This window comes from Rothia endophytica (assembly GCF_928381505.1).
Classification (GTDB): Bacteria; Actinomycetota; Actinomycetes; order Actinomycetales; family Micrococcaceae; genus Rothia; species Rothia endophytica_A.
In genome coordinates, this window is the sequence record NZ_CAKMSJ010000002.1 from 217,766 (window position 1) to 236,494 (window position 18,729).

The 18,729-nt window shown below is 55.1% G+C and carries 15 protein-coding genes and 1 pseudogene; 13 read left to right on the forward strand and 3 right to left on the reverse strand.

Going from position 1 to position 18,729, the window contains the following annotated elements:
* The first annotated feature begins 90 nt into the window (after nucleotides 1-90).
* The 6 genes from L6990_RS03020 to L6990_RS03045 all read left to right on the forward strand — a co-directional run bounded on the left by L6990_RS03020 (nucleotide 91) and on the right by L6990_RS03045 (nucleotide 9,168).
* On the forward strand, nucleotides 91-1,557 hold the full coding sequence (locus tag L6990_RS03020) for an anion permease (protein WP_237202590.1): 1,467 nt from the start codon (nucleotides 91-93) through the stop codon (nucleotides 1,555-1,557).
* A gap of 37 nt (nucleotides 1,558-1,594) precedes the next feature.
* Entirely contained in the window at nucleotides 1,595-2,401 is an 807-nt protein-coding gene (locus L6990_RS03025; protein WP_237202591.1) for an MOSC N-terminal beta barrel domain-containing protein, read from the forward strand.
* A gap of 72 nt (nucleotides 2,402-2,473) precedes the next feature.
* Nucleotides 2,474-3,673 carry a CapA family protein gene (locus tag L6990_RS03030; RefSeq protein ID WP_237202592.1) on the forward strand — a complete coding sequence of 400 codons (1,200 nt, stop codon included), beginning with the start codon at nucleotides 2,474-2,476 and terminating at the stop codon, nucleotides 3,671-3,673.
* A 270-nt stretch (nucleotides 3,674-3,943) separates the two neighbouring features.
* Nucleotides 3,944-5,326 carry a glycoside hydrolase family 1 protein gene (locus tag L6990_RS03035; protein WP_237202593.1) on the forward strand — a complete coding sequence of 461 codons (1,383 nt, stop codon included), beginning with the start codon at nucleotides 3,944-3,946 and terminating at the stop codon, nucleotides 5,324-5,326.
* A 927-nt stretch (nucleotides 5,327-6,253) separates the two neighbouring features.
* Nucleotides 6,254-7,909, forward strand: coding sequence for an ABC-F family ATP-binding cassette domain-containing protein (locus L6990_RS03040; protein WP_024355927.1), 1,656 nt, complete (start codon nucleotides 6,254-6,256; stop codon nucleotides 7,907-7,909).
* Nucleotides 7,906-9,168, forward strand: coding sequence for an MFS transporter (locus tag L6990_RS03045; protein ID WP_053544137.1), 1,263 nt, complete (start codon nucleotides 7,906-7,908; stop codon nucleotides 9,166-9,168). The genes L6990_RS03040 and L6990_RS03045 overlap by 4 nt, the downstream gene beginning before the upstream one ends.
* A 358-nt stretch (nucleotides 9,169-9,526) precedes the next feature.
* Here L6990_RS03045 and L6990_RS03050 read toward each other — a convergent pair.
* Nucleotides 9,527-10,731: pseudogene (locus tag L6990_RS03050) on the reverse strand (IS3 family transposase).
* A 304-nt stretch (nucleotides 10,732-11,035) separates the two neighbouring features.
* Here L6990_RS03050 and L6990_RS03055 point away from each other — a divergent pair.
* From L6990_RS03055 to L6990_RS03065, 3 genes are all read left to right on the forward strand, one after another.
* The gene (locus tag L6990_RS03055; protein ID WP_237202594.1) at nucleotides 11,036-12,010 is read left to right on the forward strand and encodes a sce7726 family protein; all 975 of its coding nucleotides are present in this window, start codon (nucleotides 11,036-11,038) and stop codon (nucleotides 12,008-12,010) included.
* On the forward strand, nucleotides 12,011-12,982 hold the full coding sequence (locus tag L6990_RS03060; protein ID WP_237202595.1) for a sce7725 family protein: 972 nt from the start codon (nucleotides 12,011-12,013) through the stop codon (nucleotides 12,980-12,982). It begins immediately after the preceding gene.
* A gap of 125 nt (nucleotides 12,983-13,107) precedes the next feature.
* Nucleotides 13,108-14,055 (forward strand): RES family NAD+ phosphorylase, encoded by a 948-nt coding sequence (locus L6990_RS03065; RefSeq protein WP_237202596.1) that lies wholly within the window; start codon nucleotides 13,108-13,110, stop codon nucleotides 14,053-14,055.
* A gap of 387 nt (nucleotides 14,056-14,442) precedes the next feature.
* Here the strand turns inward: L6990_RS03065 and L6990_RS03070 are convergent, their stop codons facing one another.
* Both L6990_RS03070 and L6990_RS03075 read right to left on the reverse strand, forming a co-directional pair.
* A complete protein-coding gene (locus tag L6990_RS03070) occupies nucleotides 14,443-15,273 on the reverse strand; it encodes an SDR family NAD(P)-dependent oxidoreductase (protein WP_237202597.1) in 831 nt (276 codons plus the stop codon).
* A gap of 177 nt (nucleotides 15,274-15,450) precedes the next feature.
* Nucleotides 15,451-15,717 (reverse strand): hypothetical protein, encoded by a 267-nt coding sequence (locus L6990_RS03075; protein ID WP_237202598.1) that lies wholly within the window; start codon nucleotides 15,715-15,717, stop codon nucleotides 15,451-15,453.
* 353 nt (nucleotides 15,718-16,070) lie between these two features.
* Here L6990_RS03075 and L6990_RS03080 point away from each other — a divergent pair, with 353 nt between their 5' ends.
* The 4 genes from L6990_RS03080 (at nucleotide 16,071) to def (ending at nucleotide 18,727) form a co-directional block, all read left to right on the forward strand.
* Nucleotides 16,071-16,634, forward strand: a complete 564-nt coding sequence (locus L6990_RS03080; protein ID WP_237202599.1) for a hypothetical protein — start codon at nucleotides 16,071-16,073, stop codon at nucleotides 16,632-16,634.
* Nucleotides 16,635-16,775: 141 nt separating this feature from the next.
* The gene (locus L6990_RS11990) at nucleotides 16,776-16,973 is read left to right on the forward strand and encodes a recombinase family protein (protein WP_353055969.1); all 198 of its coding nucleotides are present in this window, start codon (nucleotides 16,776-16,778) and stop codon (nucleotides 16,971-16,973) included.
* A 170-nt stretch (nucleotides 16,974-17,143) separates the two neighbouring features.
* Entirely contained in the window at nucleotides 17,144-18,061 is a 918-nt protein-coding gene (locus L6990_RS03085; protein WP_237202600.1) for a cytochrome, read from the forward strand.
* Between the two features lie 39 nt (nucleotides 18,062-18,100).
* Entirely contained in the window at nucleotides 18,101-18,727 is a 627-nt protein-coding gene (def, locus tag L6990_RS03090) for a peptide deformylase (RefSeq protein WP_237202601.1), read from the forward strand.
* The last annotated feature ends 2 nt before the right edge of the window (nucleotides 18,728-18,729 follow it).

Below are 18,729 nucleotides of genomic sequence, written 5' to 3' on the forward strand. Positions count from 1 at the left end.
GGGAATTCACCCTTAGACGGGGAGTAGGCTAGAAAGAAGAAAAGACACACTCCGAGCGCGTAGCTTGAGGGCTGCGCGAAGAAAGCAACCATGACATCTGCACCACAGCCAGGGGCTCCTGTAGCCCCGGCTCCAGCCCGTGAACGAAATATGATGATTGCCAAAATCGTAGCGATTTTGGCGGTTACTCTGATTCTCTTCTTCCTGCCTGCCCCCGAGGGAGTTGACCCGCGGGGTATGCACATGGCGGGTATTTTTGCCGGCACCATTCTGGGGTTGATTCTGCAACCGCTACCTACAGCGTCAGTGGCGCTGATTGGTCTGGCAGCGGCGATGATGACCGGCACCATGGCTGCAAAAGATGAGGCACTGACCGGCTTTGGCAATCCCACCATCTGGCTGATTGTCGCCGCCTTCTTCATTGCCGACGGTTTCTTGATTACCGGTCTGGGGCGCCGTATCGCCCTGATGTTTGTGTCCAAGCTGGGGCGCTCGTCCCTGGGCCTTGCCTACGGTATGGCACTGACCGACCTAGTTCTTGCACCAGCTACGCCCTCAAACACGGCTCGTGCCGGTGGCGTGGTCTACCCCATCATCAAATCGCTGGCAGTGGTGAATAACTCTGAACCCACCAGCACAGAATCCCGCAGACGTCTGGGCTCTTACCTGTCGCTGACCGCGATTCAGGTTAACACCATCACCTCAGCCATGTTCATTACGGCGATGGCGGGCAACCCTCTGGCAGTTGGTTTCGCTGAGCAACAGGGCATTCACATTACCTGGGGCACCTGGGCTATGGGTGCACTGGTTCCCGGTCTGGTTGCTCTGCTGGCCATGCCCTGGGTCATGATGAAAATCTACCCGCCCACCCTGCGCAAGACCCCGGATGCTCCTGCTCATGCTCGTGAGCAGTTGAAAGAATCTGGGCCCATGTCCCGCGCAGAAATTATTATGCTGGTAACTTTCGTGCTTCTTTTGGCGCTATGGATTCTAGGCTCAACCATCGGTGTCAACGCCACCTCAGCTGCCTTCCTGGGTATTGCCATCTTGTTGGCCACCAAGGTCTTGACCTGGAACGATATGGCGAAGAACTCCGGCGCCTGGTCCACCCTCATCTTCTTCTCGGTGCTGGTGGCTATGGCAGAACACCTCAACACCCTGGGTGTTATTCCCTGGATTGGTAACTCTGTGAGCTCACTGGTCGGAGGCTTGCCCTGGCCGCTCGCTTTCGCCGTGCTCTTCCTGGTCTACTTCTACGTCCACTACCTCTTCGCGTCCAACACCGCCCAGATCGTCGCTATGTACGCCGTCTTCCTTGCAGCAGCTGTCGCCGCAGGCACCCCGGCGATGTTCGCTGCTCTGATGTTCGGTTTCGCCGGCAACCTGATTGGCGGGCTGACCCACTACGCCTCGGGCCCTGCAGGCGTCATCTTTGGTTCGGGCTACGTTCCCACCAACGAATGGTTCAAGAAGAGCTTCATTGCCTCGGTCGTTAACATCATCATATGGGGCAGCGTTGGCACGCTCTGGCTCATGCTGATCGGCCTGTGGAACTAGCCTTTTGCCGTGCTGTGTGGCTTGTTAAGCTGGGGGTATGCTCCAGCTAACGGTCACACACTTTGGTTTCAGCCCGGTCAAAGGCGCCCGGCACACCGCCCACACGAGGGCGGAACGTGGCCCCGGTGGCATTGTTTTTAATCGCCGCTGGGGTCTCGTTCTGCCCGAGACGGGTAAGGTAGCGCGATCTGTTGCCTACCCGAAACTGGTGCAGGTAGAGAATTCTTTGAGCGAGTGTGATCGGAGGACGCTACTCGAGGTGCGTATCCCGGGGCAGGGCAGCTTCACTCTTGTGCCGCTATCCAAGGAAGAAACCCAGACTTTTGATTTTTGGGGTCAGCCCAAGCGCCTGGCCCTCTATGACCACCCGGTCAATAGAGCTCTTTCTGATTTCCTCCACGAGCAGGTGGTACTGGCCTATGCCCTTGACCCGCTGATTTTTGGCGCCCCGCTGAGCCTGATAGGTTCTGCCACTTTAGAAGAGCTAGGACGCAGGGTAGAGCCACCTTCCAACCACGAAACCGGGGTGGTGTCGGTAGACGCTGCCCGCTTGCGGTGCAACCTGGTGGTCCAGACTGATGAGCCCTTTATCGAGGATAATTGGGCAGGGCAGCAGGTTCAGCTACAGGTGGTAGCCGGCCTTGAGGGTAAGCCGGTCCCTGGCGAATTAGACGGGGTAAAGCTCACCCTCGGTGAGCCCATCGGCAGGTGCGCTGTCATCGATACCAACCCGGTCTCAGGCATCCGCGACATGAAACTGCTTAAGAACCTAGCAGGCTATCGGCCCCGCAATCAGCGCGGAGAACCGGTGGCGGGTGTCTATGCCAACTTCAACGAGACGTAATAAGCGGGAGCAAAGAGGGGCACCGGTAGAGTGGGAAGCATAGTTCTTTGCCACGGTGAAACGAAATGACGCATGAAGAGCCCCCACATAGTTTTGGCTTTAGTCGCCGCAACGACCCTCCTTCTCTCAGGCTGTACCGGTCAAGAAACTAGTGAACCTGCTCAGCAGAGCCCGAACACTCAGAGCTCACCCACCCTCAACGCTGTGGGCAACTCAGCAGCCGCTACCGATGATTGCGGTGATGCTAGTTGCGTTTCTCTGACTTTTACCGGTGATTTTTTAGTGCACAACCTACTGTGGGCTCAGGCCAGTGCTGATGCCCACTTGACCGGGCAAGAGCCGCTGGATTTTGAGCCGATGATTGCATCTCAGAAGCCCTACTTAGAGACATCAGATCTGGCCGTGTGCCAAATGGAAACCCCGGTAGCCACTGAAACCGGCCCCTACAGCGGCTACCCCAGCTTCAATGTACCTCCCCAGATTCTTACGGCGGCAGCTAACATTGGCTGGGACGCCTGCATGACGGCCAGTAATCACTCCATTGATCAGGGGACTGCGGGGCTCGAACGAACCTATAGAGCCGTTGAGGCAGCCGGTATGGGGGTCACCGGTACCAATCTGAGCGAAGATGAATCCCAGCAACCCGATATCTTTGAAAGCGCCAACGGCGTCAAGATTGCGGTGGTTACCGGCACCTACGGGCTTAACGGGCAGGTTCCCGAGCACAACTGGCAGGTAGATATACTCGACACCAAGACTATGATCGCTAAGGCGCAACGAGCTAGAGAAAAAGGTGCTGATATCGTGGTCGCCAATATGCACGCCGGTGATGAATACGTCACCGAGCCCAACAACCAACGGGTCACAGTCGCTCGTGAGCTGTCAGATTCCGAGGCCTTTGACCTGATCGTAGGTCAGCATGCTCACACCGTCCAGCCCATCGAAAAGTTCGGGGACACCTGGGTTGTCTACGGTATGGGCAATAACGTCACGGAGCTCTCACCGTCCATCGTGGGTAACAACGAGGGCATTATGGTCAACGCCATCATGACGCGCGATGATGCAGGGGACTGGTCGGTCAAGACGATGCGCTGGGCACCGAGCATGATGGTTGATGACCCTAGCTACCGCTACTGCATTACCTCACCCAGCGCAGCAGCAAGCTCCTGCGCTGCGCCGGCACTTGCAGCAGCTTCTTACGCGCGGGTTAAACAGGCAGTAGAATCCCGCGGAGGAGTTGCTGATGGGTTGCAGGAATGGGTGCTTAACTAAAAACCATAGAGCGCAAAGGACACTGGGCACATGGGAGGCAACCTCAGGGGAAAACTGCTCGATGAACCTCTTGGCAAAGACCGCAAAAACGGGAGTGGCGCCCTGAGCAGGTGCCATGGTAAAGGTATCAAAACCCATGATGGAATCCTCTGAGAGAATCACAAAGCCTGCTACCTGCGAGAAATATTTTTCTGCTGATACAGTGATTCTCGGGGTCTTTTCTTTTTCAGGCAGACACTGCCTGCACAGTACACGAAAGCAGATGAGACGATGTTTCCTCACAATTTTCTCTGGGGCGGGGCAACCGCAGCTAACCAAATCGAAGGCGCCTATCGGGCAGACGGCAAGGGACTCAGCGTCCAGGACGTCATGCCTCACGGCCTGCGCACCCCACCCACCGCTGAACCCACGGACGATAATCTCAAACGTGAAGCCATCGACTTCTATCACCGCTACCGTGAAGACATCGATCTTTTCGCTGAAATGGGCTTCAAAACCTTCCGACTCTCCTTCGCCTGGAGCCGTATCTTCCCTCAGGGGGACGAAACAGAACCCAACGCAGCGGGCCTTGAATTTTACGACCGGGTGATTGACTATCTGCTCGAAAAAGGCATCGAACCGCTGGTTACCCTCAGTCACTACGAAACACCCCTGCACCTGGCAAGGCACTATGGTGGTTGGACCAACCGCGAGCTCATCACCTTCTTTGAACGCTACGCCCGCACCGTTATAGAACATTTCAAGGGGCGTGTGCGCTACTGGCTCACCTTCAACGAGATCAATTCGGTGTTGCATTTCCCCTTCTTCTCGGGCATCGAAAGCACGCCCGAGGAACTCGGCCCTCAAAAGCTCTACCAGGCCATCCACCACGAGCTGGTTGCTTCAGCCCGTGCCACCAAAATTGCTCACGACATCGACCCAGCGAACAAGGTCGGCTGCATGATTCTGGCGGTTCCCCGTTACCCTCTAACCTCTGACCCCCAGGATGCGCTCGCCGCGATGGCTGCCTCCCACGAGGATTACACCTTTGGGGATGTGCACGTGCGCGGTACCTACCCCGGTTACTTCCTGCGCAAGCTCAAGGAGCTGGGCGTTGAACTAGAGATGACCGATGCTGATAAGGAAGACCTTAAGCACACAGTCGATTACGTTTCCTTCTCTTACTACATGTCGGTCTGTGAGTCAGCCAAGCAGGAGGCAGGTGGCGAGGGCAACATCATTGGCGGCGTCCCTAACCCCACCCTGAAAGCCTCAGAGTGGGGCTGGCAGATTGACCCGGTGGGGCTGCGCATCATTCTGAATGATTACTGGGACCGCTGGCAGAAACCCCTCTTCATCGTGGAAAACGGGCTGGGCGCTAAGGACCAGCTGATCAACGAGACCGTTGAAGACGACTACCGCATCGACTACCTGAATGATCATCTGGTGCAGGTGGGCGAAGCGATTGAGGACGGCGTTAAAGTGCTGGGGTACACTAGCTGGGGCCCCATTGACCTGGTATCAGCCAGTACCGCTCAGATGTCCAAGCGCTACGGCTTCATCTATGTAGACCGGAATGACGACGGTTCGGGTAGCTTGAAGCGCTACCGCAAGAAGTCCTTTGACTGGTACAAGCAGGTCATTGCTAGCAACGGTGCCTCCCTGCGACCTTAGCCACCGGGGCGGCAGGGGAGTTAGCTGAGCTAACCCTGCCACCCCACTTAGAAAGTGGTTCTACCCCTCCAAAGCGAGGCAGGCGTACGGTCCGCCTGCTGGTTCAAGACTGGTTTAAATCGTCTTGTTAGTGAAACGAACCAGAAGAGGGGATCAGTCGGGGCACGTGTGCGCCAGCGATACTAGTTTTACAATATCTTTAGAATGAGATTCCTTGAACAAAGGGGCCCGACCCCCGGAAAGTAGACACGGGGGATGTGATCAGGAAGCAGATCTCAGCGTAACAGGACATTGCTCCTCAAACACTGCTGGAGCGAGATACCCGCACCAGGAATGCCGACGCGTGGTGTTGTAGCGATCGAGACGCTTGACTGGGCGACTGCGCAACTCTTCTTGATCCCGACGACCGAACTGGACAGGCGACGACAGGCGATTCGCAATCAGCTTGGCGACGATGCGCGCGTTCAGCGCCAACTCGCCTACCTCCATGAGTCACTTAGCATCCGGCTGCGCGATGCCTACGTTCGCCGCCTCGGCATAGACCCCGCCGACACATCTGACTTGCGTCCACAGATTCTCGTGGGGCTTTACCTCTCTCTCGCTACTGAGGTGTCGGGCCGGTCACAATCACCGGAAGAGACGCGCCAGCGGTGGCTTGCGTCGCTTCGCAGTCTGCTTTGAGAGGTCGGCACTGCTATCGACATTTACATGCTTGGTTGCGGAGGTGGGGATTGAGCGTTGCCGACCTTATGGGGTACACTGGAAGCATGCATTTGTATTTCCTGTGACGGTTGAGTAGGCCTATCGCGCTCGTTGAGCAACTCCGAGCTAGCGACGGCCGCTCGTTCTGACCCTGGAAGGGTCCCCGTCATTTGCGTGCCCGCTGGCTGTTTGGCTCGTCGTGGTGCGCCTTGCTGAAGGATTTGAATGCTTACCCCTACTAACCGTCATCCGGCGCGCCATCGCGCGCAACTCACCGCTTCCGACGTCTCCGTAATGCGAGGCGTAACCCCGGTGCTCAACCATGTCGATCTCGTCGTCACTCCCGCGTCCCGTGTGGCGATCGTCGGAGAGAACGGGCGCGGAAAGACCACACTTCTGCACGCGCTCGCGGGCACGCTGGTACCTGATAGTGGAACGATCCAGCGCATCGGCACGCTCGGGCTCGCTGAACAAGAGATGGACTCCACCGACAACCGAACCGTTGGGCAGGCCGTCGCGGAGGCCATCGCCGAACCGCTCGCAGCGCTGGCCACACTCGACGACGCCGCTGCCGCTCTCGCGGAAGGGAGTAGCGAGGCCGCAGAGCAGTACGCTGCGGCCTTGGAAGATGCGGAAGCGCTCGACGCTTGGGATGCCGAGCGCCGGGTACAAATCGCGCTCGAAGCACTCGACGCCGAAACCGACATGACGCGGTTGCTCGCTGATCTGTCTGTGGGGCAGCGATATCGAGTGCGGTTGGCCTGCCTGTTGGGGGCTGAAGATGATTTCTTACTGCTGGACGAGCCCACCAATCACCTCGACCGCAGCGGACTTGATTTCTTGACCATGCAACTCCGCACGCGCAACGGTGGTGTCGTCATCGTCAGCCACGATCGCGCGCTGCTCTCTGACATTGCGGAGACGGTGGTCGACCTCGATCCGACACCTGATGATCGCCCCCGCATCTACGGCAACGGGTACGCGGGATACCGAGAAGGGCGCGTGGCCGAGCGGGAACGCTGGGAGCAGGAGTACGACCGCCAGCAGCAGGAACAAGCCCGGTTGCAGGACAGTCTCAGCGCTGCACAGAACCGACTCGTATCGGGTTGGCGACCGGAGAAGGGGTCACCGAAGCACGGCCGCGCGACGCGCGCGGGCGGGCTGGTGCAGAGCGTGCACCGACGCCAGGAAGCACTCGAAGCACACGCGGTGACGGTACCTGAACCACCGCAGCTATTCCAGTTCCCCGACCTGCCCACACGAAAAGGGGCGGTGCTACTAAACGTCGACAACGTGAGCCTTGCCGGGCGGTTAGCGCAGCCAGTGTCGTTCGAACTCTCGCACCGCGGCAGGCTCGTGGTCACCGGCTCGAACGGGGCCGGAAAGTCGACGCTCCTGAGTATCGCGGCGGGCGAACTACTGCCAGATACGGGAACAGTGCGGACATCCCGTGGCACGCGTTTGGGTTTTCTTCGTCAGGAGACGATGCTGCCGCCTGATCGCCGGGCGAACGAGGTATACGCCCGACACCTCGACGAACTCGTCGGTCAAGGAACGCTTCAATCATCTGAGGCGGTCGGTCTCGGTCAACTTGGACTGCTGCGATCGCGCGAGGCAGGCAAACGAGTGGGTGAACTGTCGATGGGTCAACAACGACGCCTCGATCTGGCGCTCGTACTCGCGGCACGCCCGCACGTGCTACTACTAGACGAGCCCACCAACCACCTCTCCATCGCGCTCGTTGACGAACTCACCGAGGCACTCGGGGCTACCCAAGCGGCCGTCGTACTGTCGACCCACGATCGGCAACTCCTGCGCGATGTCGCCCAATGGCCTCATGTACATCTGATGGCGATGGCTGAAGGCGAGGCACTGGTATGAGCAACACCATCAAGCTACGCGCACTCCGCCCATTGGCATCACGTGATTACCGTCTCCTGTTTGCCGCCGTCGGCATCGAGGTATTCGGGACCGGTATGTGGACGATCGTCATGGTCTTCCAAGTACTCGCACTCGATGACAGCCCACTTGCCTTGTCGGCGGTTGCAACCGGAATGAGTCTTGGCCTGTTTGCGTTCTCCGTTCTCGGTGGGGTTGTCGCAGACCGGTTCTCCAAACGGCGGATTCTCATTACAGTGCAGGGCTCAACGGCCGCGATCATGACCGCCGTGGCGGTCCTGTCGCTCACCGGGAATATCGAACTTTGGCACGTCGCCGCAGCCTCGTTCGCGATGGGTGCCGGGAGCGCCTTTTTCTACCCTGCGTACAGCGCTTACCTACCTGTGGTCCTTCCGCCGGAGCAACTCCTGGCCGCGAATGGGCTCGAAGGGGCGCTCCGTCCATCGATGGGGCAAGGGCTGGGCCCGGCCCTCGGTGGAGTCATCGTCGGTATGTTCTTCCCCGCTATCGGAGCGGTCATCGTCGCGGCTTCGTACGCGATTGCTTTCGTCATCACGTTGTTTCTTAGCCGTCGTGACGAACACACTGAGCCCACTCCTCCCGAGGATCGCCCGACCGTCTGGGGTGACCTTCGTGCGGGGGTTGCCTACGTGGCTCGTACACGCTGGTTGCTTTGGACGCTGATCTTCGGGTCTTCGCTTGCGCTCATTGTCCAAGGCCCGATCGAAGTTCTCCTCCCGTTCCTCACCCGCGACCGATTCGAGGATGCTGAAGCTACTTTCGGGTTCCTTCTGGCCGCCTATGGGATAGGTGGGGCTGTCGGTTCGCTGATCGTGTCGTCGTTGAAGCTTCCTCGTCGGTACTTGACGTTTATGATCCTGTGCTGGGGTGGAGGAACACTACCTCTTGTGGTCATTGGCGTTGCCGACAATTTGATCCTCATGCTCTCCGCGCTCTTTGTCGTCGGTGCACTCACCGGGGCTGGCGTTGTCGTGTGGGGAACATTGCTGCAACGGTTGGTGCCGCTCGACATGATCGGCCGAGTCGCCAGCCTCGACTTCTTCGTTTCGATCGCGTTCATGCCGGTCTCAATCGCCATCGCAGGGCCGCTCTCACTGTTGGTTCCCATCCCCATCATCTTTGTGATTGCGGGAGTCATTCCGCCAGCTCTCGCGTTGATCGCATTGCTGGCCGGGCGCATGCGCCAGACCGAGGACAGTCAACCACTAGACGCAGACTGACCTCGATGGCTCTGGGAATATCCCGGACGTTCGGCTTCGAGCCTTTAATGGCTCGAAGCCGAACTTTTCGTACCGCTGGCCCGATCTCCGCAGAAGACTGCGCGAGGCTGATCTTCGTGCGTGCCGGATCGGTTCTGTTGCACAACGAGCTGGGTGTGCAACAGGCGAACGTTGGAGACGTCATCACATTGGGGTCAAATGCCATGTTCGGCTATGAACCGGAAGGCTTCGTGACCGTGACAACGATCTGCCTTGATCTCGACTACGTTATCGACCAAGTGTTCTGGCAACATGCCGCCAAGTTCACCGACCGGCTGGAGGGGGCCCGACCCCCGGAAAGTAGACACGGGGGATGTGATCAGGAAGCAGATCTCAGCGTAACAGGACATTGCTCCTCAAACACTGCTGGAGCGAGATACCCGCACCAGGAATGCCGACGCGTGGTGTTGTAGCGGGTACACCAGCGGAAAACAACTCGCCGGCACTGCAACTGATTGGCAAACGTCTTTGCGTCCTGGAGGACCTCACGCTTCAACGCGGCGTTGAAGGACTCCGCCAGGGCGTTATCAGCGCTGCTGCCGATCGCGCCCATCGACTGCCGGATCCCCAGCTGCGTACACGTGTCCTGGAACGCATGGGAAGTGTAGACACTGCCATGGTCCGAGTGAAAAATTGCGTCGTCGAGACTTCCGCGCTGGCCCTTGGCCATCACCAGGGCGTCCTGGACCAGGGAAGAACGCATGTGATCGGCAATCGCGAAGCCGACCAGCCGGCGGGAGAAACAGTCGATGACCGTGGCCAGGTACATATTCGACCCGTCCGCGATCGGCAGGTACGTGATATCGCCGACGTAGACCTGGTTCGGTGCCGGGGCGGTGAACCTCCGGCCGACGAGATCCGGAAACACCGGCTTCCTCTCATCCGAGACAGTCGTGGTGACCTTGCGTTTCTTGGAGTAGCCAACCAGTTGCAACGAGCGCATGATCCGGGCGACTTTCTTGTGATTGACCGGACTGCCGGGCGAGTCGTCGTTGAGTTGCGCCGTGATGCGTTTGGAGCCGTAGCAGCCGCGTTCTGCGGCGAACACGGCCTTGACCCGTGCGCCGAGGATCGCGTCGCTGAGCAGGCGTTGTGTCCTGGCGGAGGAGGTGTTTCTCCATTTGTAATACGAGGACCGGTTGAGTTTCAGAACCTCACATAACCGCTTGACCGAATGGCTGTTCTTGGCGTCGTCAACGAACTGGAAGCGGATCACCAGGTCGTCTCTTCCGCAAAATATTTCGCGGCCTTGCGCAGGATGTCGCGCTCTTCCTTCAGTCGGGCGTTTTCCCGTTCCAGCTGGCGGATACGTTCGGCATCGGTCACCGATGTCGGGGTCTACGAGGCGGCCTCGGTGCTGGTGGTGGTGCGGGCGCCGGTGCCGTATTTGCGGACCCAGATCTGGAGGGTGTTGCGGTTGACGCCGAGTTCGGTGGCGAGGGCGTTGATCGATACGCCGGGGGAATTCTCGTAGAGGGCGACCGCGTCGTGGCGGAATTCCTCGGTGTAGGTCTTGCTGGGCATGGTGGCAGGTTACCTTTCTTCCCCGGCAGAAAGCCGGGTTGTCGGGTGTCTACCAAACAGGGGTCAGGTCCAAGTCATGGATCTTTAAAAAGATCAGCCCGGATACGTTGTTGTTCCTGGTCCGCGGCTGATGTTGGGAGTTACATCAGCAGATAAGAGGAAATCTAATGACTTAGCGTATGGATGGCCGGGGTATTCACGAAGTCTGCTGTAGACTTCCGATTTCCCGCCGCAATCAGCAGGTTGCGATTATCATATATCCTGAGTAGGTAGTGTTAAAGAAAGATGATACTTATAGTTGAGCATGACTAGCTTGTTTTTTTTAGAACAAAAATGCCACTATTACGCTAGTCAGTTGATTCCCTATGCAATGAAACAGTCTTCGGAAGGTGCCCAAATGTTTACCCAAGATGCTCTTCTCCTGGAGCGCATCTTCTCACCCACGATTTTTACGGATTTTGCTAAGCACCAGAAATCTGCTTTTTTCTCCAAGATTGTCTCGTCAGAAGCTTACCGAGAAAAATTCGATACCCAGTTCTCCGTCGGAAAAGCATTCGATCAAGCTTTCTCTTTACTCGCCCAACCCGGCACACGCAACGAATACATCTATAAAAACACCATCGCCGAAAAGATCCTTCTCGGCCGCCACTCACTGAATACAGCTGTACTCGTCCAGGAAATGCGAGCGCTACGTTCCAAAGCAGACACCGTTATCTTCAACGGAACTTCCACTGCTTATGAAATAAAATCCGATCGCGATTCACTCGCTCGACTACCTATACAAGTAGAGGATTATCGAAAAGTCTTCGCCAAAGTCATAGTAGTAGCTGATGCAAAGCACCTTACGACATTAGAGAAAATTCTCCCTGCTGACGTCGGCATACTAGAACTGAATAAAAAGCTATCTTTATCCACAATCCGTCAAGCAGAACAAAGTCTTAGCACTCTCGAGAAACCAGCAATACTTGATGCTTTAAAACTTTCTGAACTTCAGATGATGCTCAATGACCTAGGCTGTGAAAAGCCTACGGTGCCCAATACTCGGCAGCGACGTGTTTATACTGAGATTCTGAGTGAATTTCCTGTGGAACAGCTACATGCTTCTATGGTGAAGACGGTGAGAAGTTCTCGTTCGCAGGCGTCCATGAGTAGTTATCTCTCTCAGCTACCTCAATCGTTATATGCAGCAGCTTTACGTTCTCACCCTTCTGCTACGCAAAAAAACCATATACTAAAGGCAATACAAACCCCACTGTACGAAGCTGTTAGTTGGTCTTAGATGTACTACCCAATTCTCCGGGGCAAGCAATTTGAGCTTGCTGCTATCCGTGACCTTGCCAAAGCCGATACCCTTAGATCGGATAAAGTGTTCCCGATCATTGAGCCCGTAAGAGCAAATCTTTCTACATTGCAAAGAACATTAGAGGTTCTAGAGAGCAAAGGCATCTCATCAGGTTTTATCGTTAACCCCCGTGTGGGTGAGTTAGTTCAAGAGGATCAGACACTCTCGACGTTATATCAGGAACACTTCGCAGCTTCTGATCCAGTAATTCACCCTGTTCTAGTTGTGGGAGGTTCAACGAATGCAGACGATATTGAGAGCTACAGGTATAGCGTCTCTAGTGAAGACTCCCGCCCTCTATATTTTCTACATGACTCAGCAGTTGAAGATGCCCAGGCGCTATCAAAGCTAGTTTCATTGTCTGCTCAAAACTCACAGGTTGTACATCTTTTTGAAGATGAAAACACTTCTACCCTCTATCGTAGAAAATTTAGTGACTCTCAGTGGATTCTTCTCCAGGACGGGTTTATCTCAGAGGAACGCAATAAAGACTATAAGGATAAAGATCTCTTCACTGATCTCCATGTAGTTTACGAAGATCTTAAACTATCTGGATTTGGCGACTATCAAATTGTGGGTTCAGGATACAGAGAATCTGGTGGACCGGCTTACGCTGTTGCGTTGCATCTGACCTATATTGACCCCGCGCAAGATGATGTGATGTTTGTTCGACATTTTGTCTCGGATTCAAATGAGACCTTCGCTGACCCCGGTAATAAATTCTCTGAGGCGTTGGATAAGATGATCACTTTTCTAGACAAGCATCCTGTCTTGATTTATGAAGGAAAAGCGGTAGCGGAGTTCCGGGACCTTCATACCAGAGGACACTTCCCCGGCCTGGGGTTCGTAAAAAAACTATCAATTCAGCACCACATAGAGCTGGTAGATTCCTACCTTTCAGGTAAGTAATACTGCCAATGGGTAACCAATATTGTAACCTCTGTCTAGGTGATGACCTGTTCAAAGTGTTGGACCCCAATACCTGGTCTTTTTCAAGCAAGGCTTGTTGTTGCTGTGATTCAACCAACTAAAAGTTGGTAGGTGTTGATCAACTACCCGATTATTTTGAATGGGCACGTGTCATCTATCGGCCTACTGAAAAAGCTGAGGGAAAGCCCTTGCTGTCCTGGCTGAAATCAGACTGGGGGCTATTATCTACTCTTTATACTTCGCAGGCTAATCTGCTCTTACAGGATATTGTTTCTGGCGATACATTTGATGTGTTAGCGAACCTGTTACCTGATTCTTTAGAGGATGAGAAGAATTCAGAGCGATGGAGAGAGCATAAAGAGGAGATACAGCATCGAAACCGATGGCCGCCTGGGGCTTTCGGAAGTGATGTCAGCCTCTTTGAAGAAGTCGTAAATTACCTGAGCAGATTAGAAGAGGCATCAGTAGCCGAAAATTACTATCGTGCACGGATTCATGATTCTGAAGAATCGTTTGAACCCAAGGACTTAGGTGCGCCTCCTCGTGAGAAAGCAGGCCATGGAAGGCTGAACCCTGCTGGTATTCCTTATCTCTATATTGCTTCTGAAAAGTCAACGGCGATAGCGGAAGTCCGTCCTCACCCTGGACAGAAAGTCGTAACTGCCAGTTTTCAGATAGATACGGTGGAAAATGAGGGCTTGAAAATTGCAGATCTTGTTCAGGTTGCCTCGTTATTTTCCCCATTTGATTATCTTGAATCTACCCCAATTTTGAGGGCTAGAGATTTTCAAGAAATGGTACGGGAGATTGCTGATGAGTTCTCACGTCCGGTGCGTCCAGATGCTGCACCTTACAGGTATGTTCCGACCCAGTATCTCTGTGAACTCCTAAAAAGAAAAGGATTTGATGGGGTAGCTTATTCTAGTGCTCTTGCCGAGGGGCACAATCTTGTTTTGTTTGAACCAGAAAAGTTCACAGCCCAGCCAGAAACTTTACGAGAACACGATATAAGCTCAGTACATGTGGACTATAGAACATTGAAGAAGTTCTGAATGAAGAAAACCATTATTCGAGAACTAGGCGAAGTTGAACGGTCAGATGCGTATATCCCTGTCTGTCGGAACCATCTGGTGGATGGAAATCTCAAGAGGCAGGTGCGCAAAGACGTTTAGGGCATGTCAACCAGCGAGGTCGTGGCCCATTTATAAGTCTCCTGGCCGCCGGTAGAGCGCTGAGACGGCCGCTACAAGGGCGGAGAGTCGTCAGAGAGGCGTTGGCGTGGCTAAATAGACGCTCGATAAGACCGCAAAAGGATATCGACGCTAGATTGTCTACTTTGAGACCACCACGTGTCGCACCTTGAAACCCTGAGTGGCACGGCATCGAGGGACATCGTGCCTGACTAAGGGCAGACGGCGAATATTTGAGGGTGCAGCGGATTAGTTCGTGGTCTGGAACCCTGGCTGTCGCCTATAATCCTGTTGGCGTTGATCAAGAACCATGCGAATCTGGTCGACAGAGTCTTCGCCAAGGACTAAACGCAGGGGACCCTCTTGCGCAACGACGTGATTGAAAATACCCTCGGCTATGACCTCCGGCGACGACCCACCGCCCGTGGCACCAGGCTCGTTTGGCCAGGGTACAACGGCGGTACCAAAGAGCTGTTCGCGTAACTCGTCATAGGCGGGGATCGGCGTGCTGAACTGCATCCCGGTGGTTGCCCAGCAGGTATCCATAGAGCCGACCTCGACGAGAGTGACTCGCACACCCTGGGAGCGAACCTCACCTGCCAATGCCTCGGTAAAGCCCTCGAGGCCCCACTTCGCAGCATTGTAGGTACCGAGTAGGGGCATGGCCCCGACTCCGCCTGTTGACGAGATTTGCACAATGTGACCGCCGCCCTGGGCACGCATCAGCGGAAGCGCTGCCTGCGTGAGCCACAAGGGGCCGAGAAGATCGACGTCAAGGATTGCCCTCACCTGCTTCTCGCTAACTTCCTCGATAGCACCGACGAGACCATAGCCCGCGTTGTTCACTAAGACGTCGAGTCGACCCGCGGCTGCGTGCGCTGCGTGCACAGCCCGTTGGCAGTCTTCTCGGTCTGCCGGATTCAACCGCAATACAGTCAGTGAGGGGTGATGCAGGGGGAGGTCACCACTGCGACTCGTGGCCATAACGCGATCACCAGCTGCCAGCACCCGCTGGGTCAAGGCAAGACCCAAGCCGCTACTTGCGCCGGTGATGAACCAAGTGGTTTTTGTTGTAGACATGACTCTAATTAAAGCACGACATGAGATGCTGTGCCTAGTTTCTATACATTCAGGTATAGCTCATCCTGACACACCGCCGCTTGGTGAGAGCGTATCACGACGTATTTACTAATCAGGTGGGGCACTGAAGCCAGTTAGCTCCAAGCTCAGTAAACCAGCTCCGCATTTATTTTGCGCCTAGACTAATACCCCGGCAACATCACGACTCATAAGGGTATAGGTCAAACCATCTGAAGGTGTAAAGATACCCGCTGGAACCAAATCGCTGACGATTATCCCAGCGTCGATCATGGATGTTCGGGTGACGCGAAGGATGTAGGTGGCTACGCGGTCTTGGAAGAGGATGTCGTTGAGGTCTATGTTAACGGCTGAGCAGTCTTGGTGAGCAGTCTTGCGCTGGGGGGGGGAGCCAGCTGGTAGACGGGTTTCTGGGGCTTTGAGCACCACCGAGGTGGTGCTTGCGCGCTTGGTGATTATGTGTATTTACATAGCGAAACGATAGTATATATGTTCTATTATTTATAGAATACATATACTATGAGAATATGATGGAATTTGAAGGAGCGTTGGGGCTGTATCAAGACGGAGTTGACACCTGTTTTGATACAGGATCGACGCCGTTGGATAGAGCAGTTCGGCATGAAACTCAAGCTATATCGTAAACGACCGGCTCTGAAGACAAAATTTTATATGTGCCAAGGCTCTGGGTATTGTCCTCGTAAATCTGACCTCTAAAAATTTAAGGAGATTTAATCAAGGCTATTGATGAGACTTTGGCAGGTGTGAGCAATGCACTAATGGGCACTATTTTTGGGCGAGGTATAAATATATTAGTCCTGCTCTACACCTATTTATGGGTTCTTTTTGGCAGGTCCATAGCTCCTCTCAACTGGCTTGATTGGCTGTTAAATAGTTTTTTTGGAGCAAGCCCCACCTGGCTGACAGTTGCTTCAGCCGCTATGCGCAATGGTAATGCTGAAGGTACAGCATGGGCTTTGGTTTGTATTGCAGCAATCATAATCGTTATTCATGGAACGTTTATTAATAGAGGGAATCTGTACATACTGACTTTTGTAACGCTTCTTTTGTTGTGCTCTGTGCAAATATCAGGAAATCTATGGGGCACATATCTCAGCTATTTAGGTCTCACCTTAATACCTGTAGCCATAGCTTTTATCAGATGCTGGCTTCAAAAGGGCGGTAGCATCTGGGCATCTTTCGAAAATGTAGGGGACTGGTGGTTTTCATGGATGATGGGACCCGCTATTCACCTAGGATTGGCGACTGTAGGTCTTTGGGTAATTTTCTATAGTGTTCTGGGTAATGAGTATTTGCCTCTTGACCCAGAAAGCTCCAGATGAAAATAGGCTACTGTCGCATATCCACCCGTGAACCAGTAGAACTTCTTGATAGTCAGGAGAAGACTCTGATGGATTACGGGTGTGAATGCTTCTGTAAAGATGTTGCTTCCGGGTTTAAGGCTTAACGTCCGGGCCTTATTGATGCACTTATATTTCGCGCGGGATGGCGACACTATTGTCGTGACTCGATTTGATTGCTTAGGTAGAACAACGTTAGATACCTTGCGAACAGCTCGGGATTTAGACCAACGCAACATCAAGCTCCAAGCCCTGGATATAGCTACTTCTACTCAGGCAGGACGGCTTGTGCTAAAAAAGATAGCCTCCCTTGCTGAGTAGGAACATGATGTACTTTGATTGAGCCAACCAGAGATGGTATAGCATATGCCCGCTATTATGATGTTAGGGGAGTAGCTGAGCTAACCCTGCCACCCCCTTAGCAAGTGCGAGCGCGCCGCGTATAATCGATAGAGCGCCAACCGGCGCGGCTCCCAACCTGTCAGGACACCATGACCACTCCTATGCTCGCTAGCGCCACCGATTACGGTCGCATGTACGCGCGCGAAGTGGGCGGTGAGCTACTGGTTCCTTCGATTACTACGGTGATTGGGCAGCAAGCCAACGACCTGAGTGGTTGGCACGGCTATATGGCTGCTAAGGCGGCGCTGGAAGACCAGCGCTCCTACAGGGCCAGCAGTTCAGCTGGCCTTAAGTTCGCGGTCATTAGGGATGCCGCCTCAGCCTCCGAACGCTTTAGGGATGCCGCGGCAGCCCGCGGGGACCGCGTGCACAACTATGCCGAACAAGTTGCCCTGCGAGCCATGGGGCAGCCCCACGAAGTAGAGGGGCATCGCGAGAACCTCATTGCTCACGGGGAGCAGGCTTTTGCTGACCGTTTTGACGAGTGGTGGGAGCTGTACCGCCCCAAGCCCCTGGCCACCGAAGTAACTATTTGGAATGAGACCGTAGGTTACGCCGGCACCCTAGATTTGGTTGCTGAGATTGCTGGGCACACCTGCATCATCGACTACAAAACCAAGGGCACGGACCGCAAGGGCCGGGTGAAACCTCTGGATGACAAGGTAGTCATGCAGCTGGTCGCCGGTCTCAAAGCTGAAGAAGCGCTGGTCGATGCCGATCAGGGTGATTGGGAGCCCTGGAAACACGGTGAGGCCCCCATCCTCATGGGCGTTGCGCTGGGCGAAACCCAGGTGGTGCCCCAGCAAGCTAACCCCCACCTGCTCAAGAGCAACTGGTTCAAGTTTTGCGCTCTCAAGCGTGTGTGGGACTACAATCGGGAGCTGACCGACGCCGACCATGAGGCGCTGATGCCGGTCATTCCACCGCCCACCCCCGAAGAGCTGGCAGCAGCAGCCCAAGCCGCTGCAAGCCAGCTTGAAGACACCCCGGACGCCGCGGCGTCCTAACCCCGGCCCCTGAACCCCTAGATAAGAGAAAAGAGCCCCATGACCATCCTGTCCATTCGAACCGTTGGCGACCCGGTGCTGCGCACCGCCTGCGATGAGGTCACCGTCTTTGACGCTGACCTAGAGAAGCTGATTGCTGACATGCTCGAAACCATGTACGACGTGGGAGGGGTAGGCCTGGCTGGCCCCCAGGTTGGTGTTTCTAGGCGCATCTTTACCTTTGGCGGCATTGACGACCGCGAGGGGCACATTATCAACCCGGTGTTAGAGACCGGGGAAGAGCCGCAAGAAGGCGGTGAAGGGTGCCTGTCGGTACCCGGCGTATCTGCCGAGACACCCCGTAAAAACTGGGCGCGGGTGACTGGCGTGGACTGCTACGGCGAACCGGTGGGTTACGAAGGTGAGGGCTTGTTTGCCCGCATGCTTCAGCACGAAACCGACCACCTGGGCGGCACCATGTTCATCGACCGACTGGTGGGTGAAGATAAGAAAAAAGTCTGGCGCAAAATCCGCCAGAACAACTACAACGACGTCGCCGCTGCCGTGCAGGGGGAGCGCGCCGCTCACTTAAGCTCCGTCTTCGGAGCAACCGGTGGTTCTTTTGGCACAGCTCAGCCAGGAACCAAGCAGACCGGCAGCACTAAACCCGGTTCTTTCGGTATCTAGAC

Bases quoted from the DNA above. Each gene is read 5' to 3' on its own strand.
- L6990_RS03020 (WP_237202590.1), top strand. From the start codon at position 91: ATGACATCTGCACCACAGCCAGGGGCTCCTGTAGCCCCGGCTCCAGCC.
- L6990_RS03025 (WP_237202591.1), top strand. From the start codon at position 1,595: ATGCTCCAGCTAACGGTCACACACTTTGGTTTCAGCCCGGTCAAAGGC.
- L6990_RS03030 (WP_237202592.1), top strand. From the start codon at position 2,474: ATGAAGAGCCCCCACATAGTTTTGGCTTTAGTCGCCGCAACGACCCTC.
- L6990_RS03035 (WP_237202593.1), top strand. From the start codon at position 3,944: ATGTTTCCTCACAATTTTCTCTGGGGCGGGGCAACCGCAGCTAACCAA.
- L6990_RS03040 (WP_024355927.1), top strand. From the start codon at position 6,254: ATGCTTACCCCTACTAACCGTCATCCGGCGCGCCATCGCGCGCAACTC.
- L6990_RS03045 (WP_053544137.1), top strand. From the start codon at position 7,906: ATGAGCAACACCATCAAGCTACGCGCACTCCGCCCATTGGCATCACGT.
- L6990_RS03055 (WP_237202594.1), top strand. From the start codon at position 11,036: ATGACTAGCTTGTTTTTTTTAGAACAAAAATGCCACTATTACGCTAGT.
- L6990_RS03060 (WP_237202595.1), top strand. From the start codon at position 12,011: ATGTACTACCCAATTCTCCGGGGCAAGCAATTTGAGCTTGCTGCTATC.
- L6990_RS03070 (WP_237202597.1), bottom strand. From the start codon at position 15,273: ATGTCTACAACAAAAACCACTTGGTTCATCACCGGCGCAAGTAGCGGC.
- L6990_RS03080 (WP_237202599.1), top strand. From the start codon at position 16,071: ATGGGCACTATTTTTGGGCGAGGTATAAATATATTAGTCCTGCTCTAC.
- L6990_RS11990 (WP_353055969.1), top strand. From the start codon at position 16,776: ATGCACTTATATTTCGCGCGGGATGGCGACACTATTGTCGTGACTCGA.
- L6990_RS03085 (WP_237202600.1), top strand. From the start codon at position 17,144: ATGACCACTCCTATGCTCGCTAGCGCCACCGATTACGGTCGCATGTAC.
- def (WP_237202601.1), top strand. From the start codon at position 18,101: ATGACCATCCTGTCCATTCGAACCGTTGGCGACCCGGTGCTGCGCACC.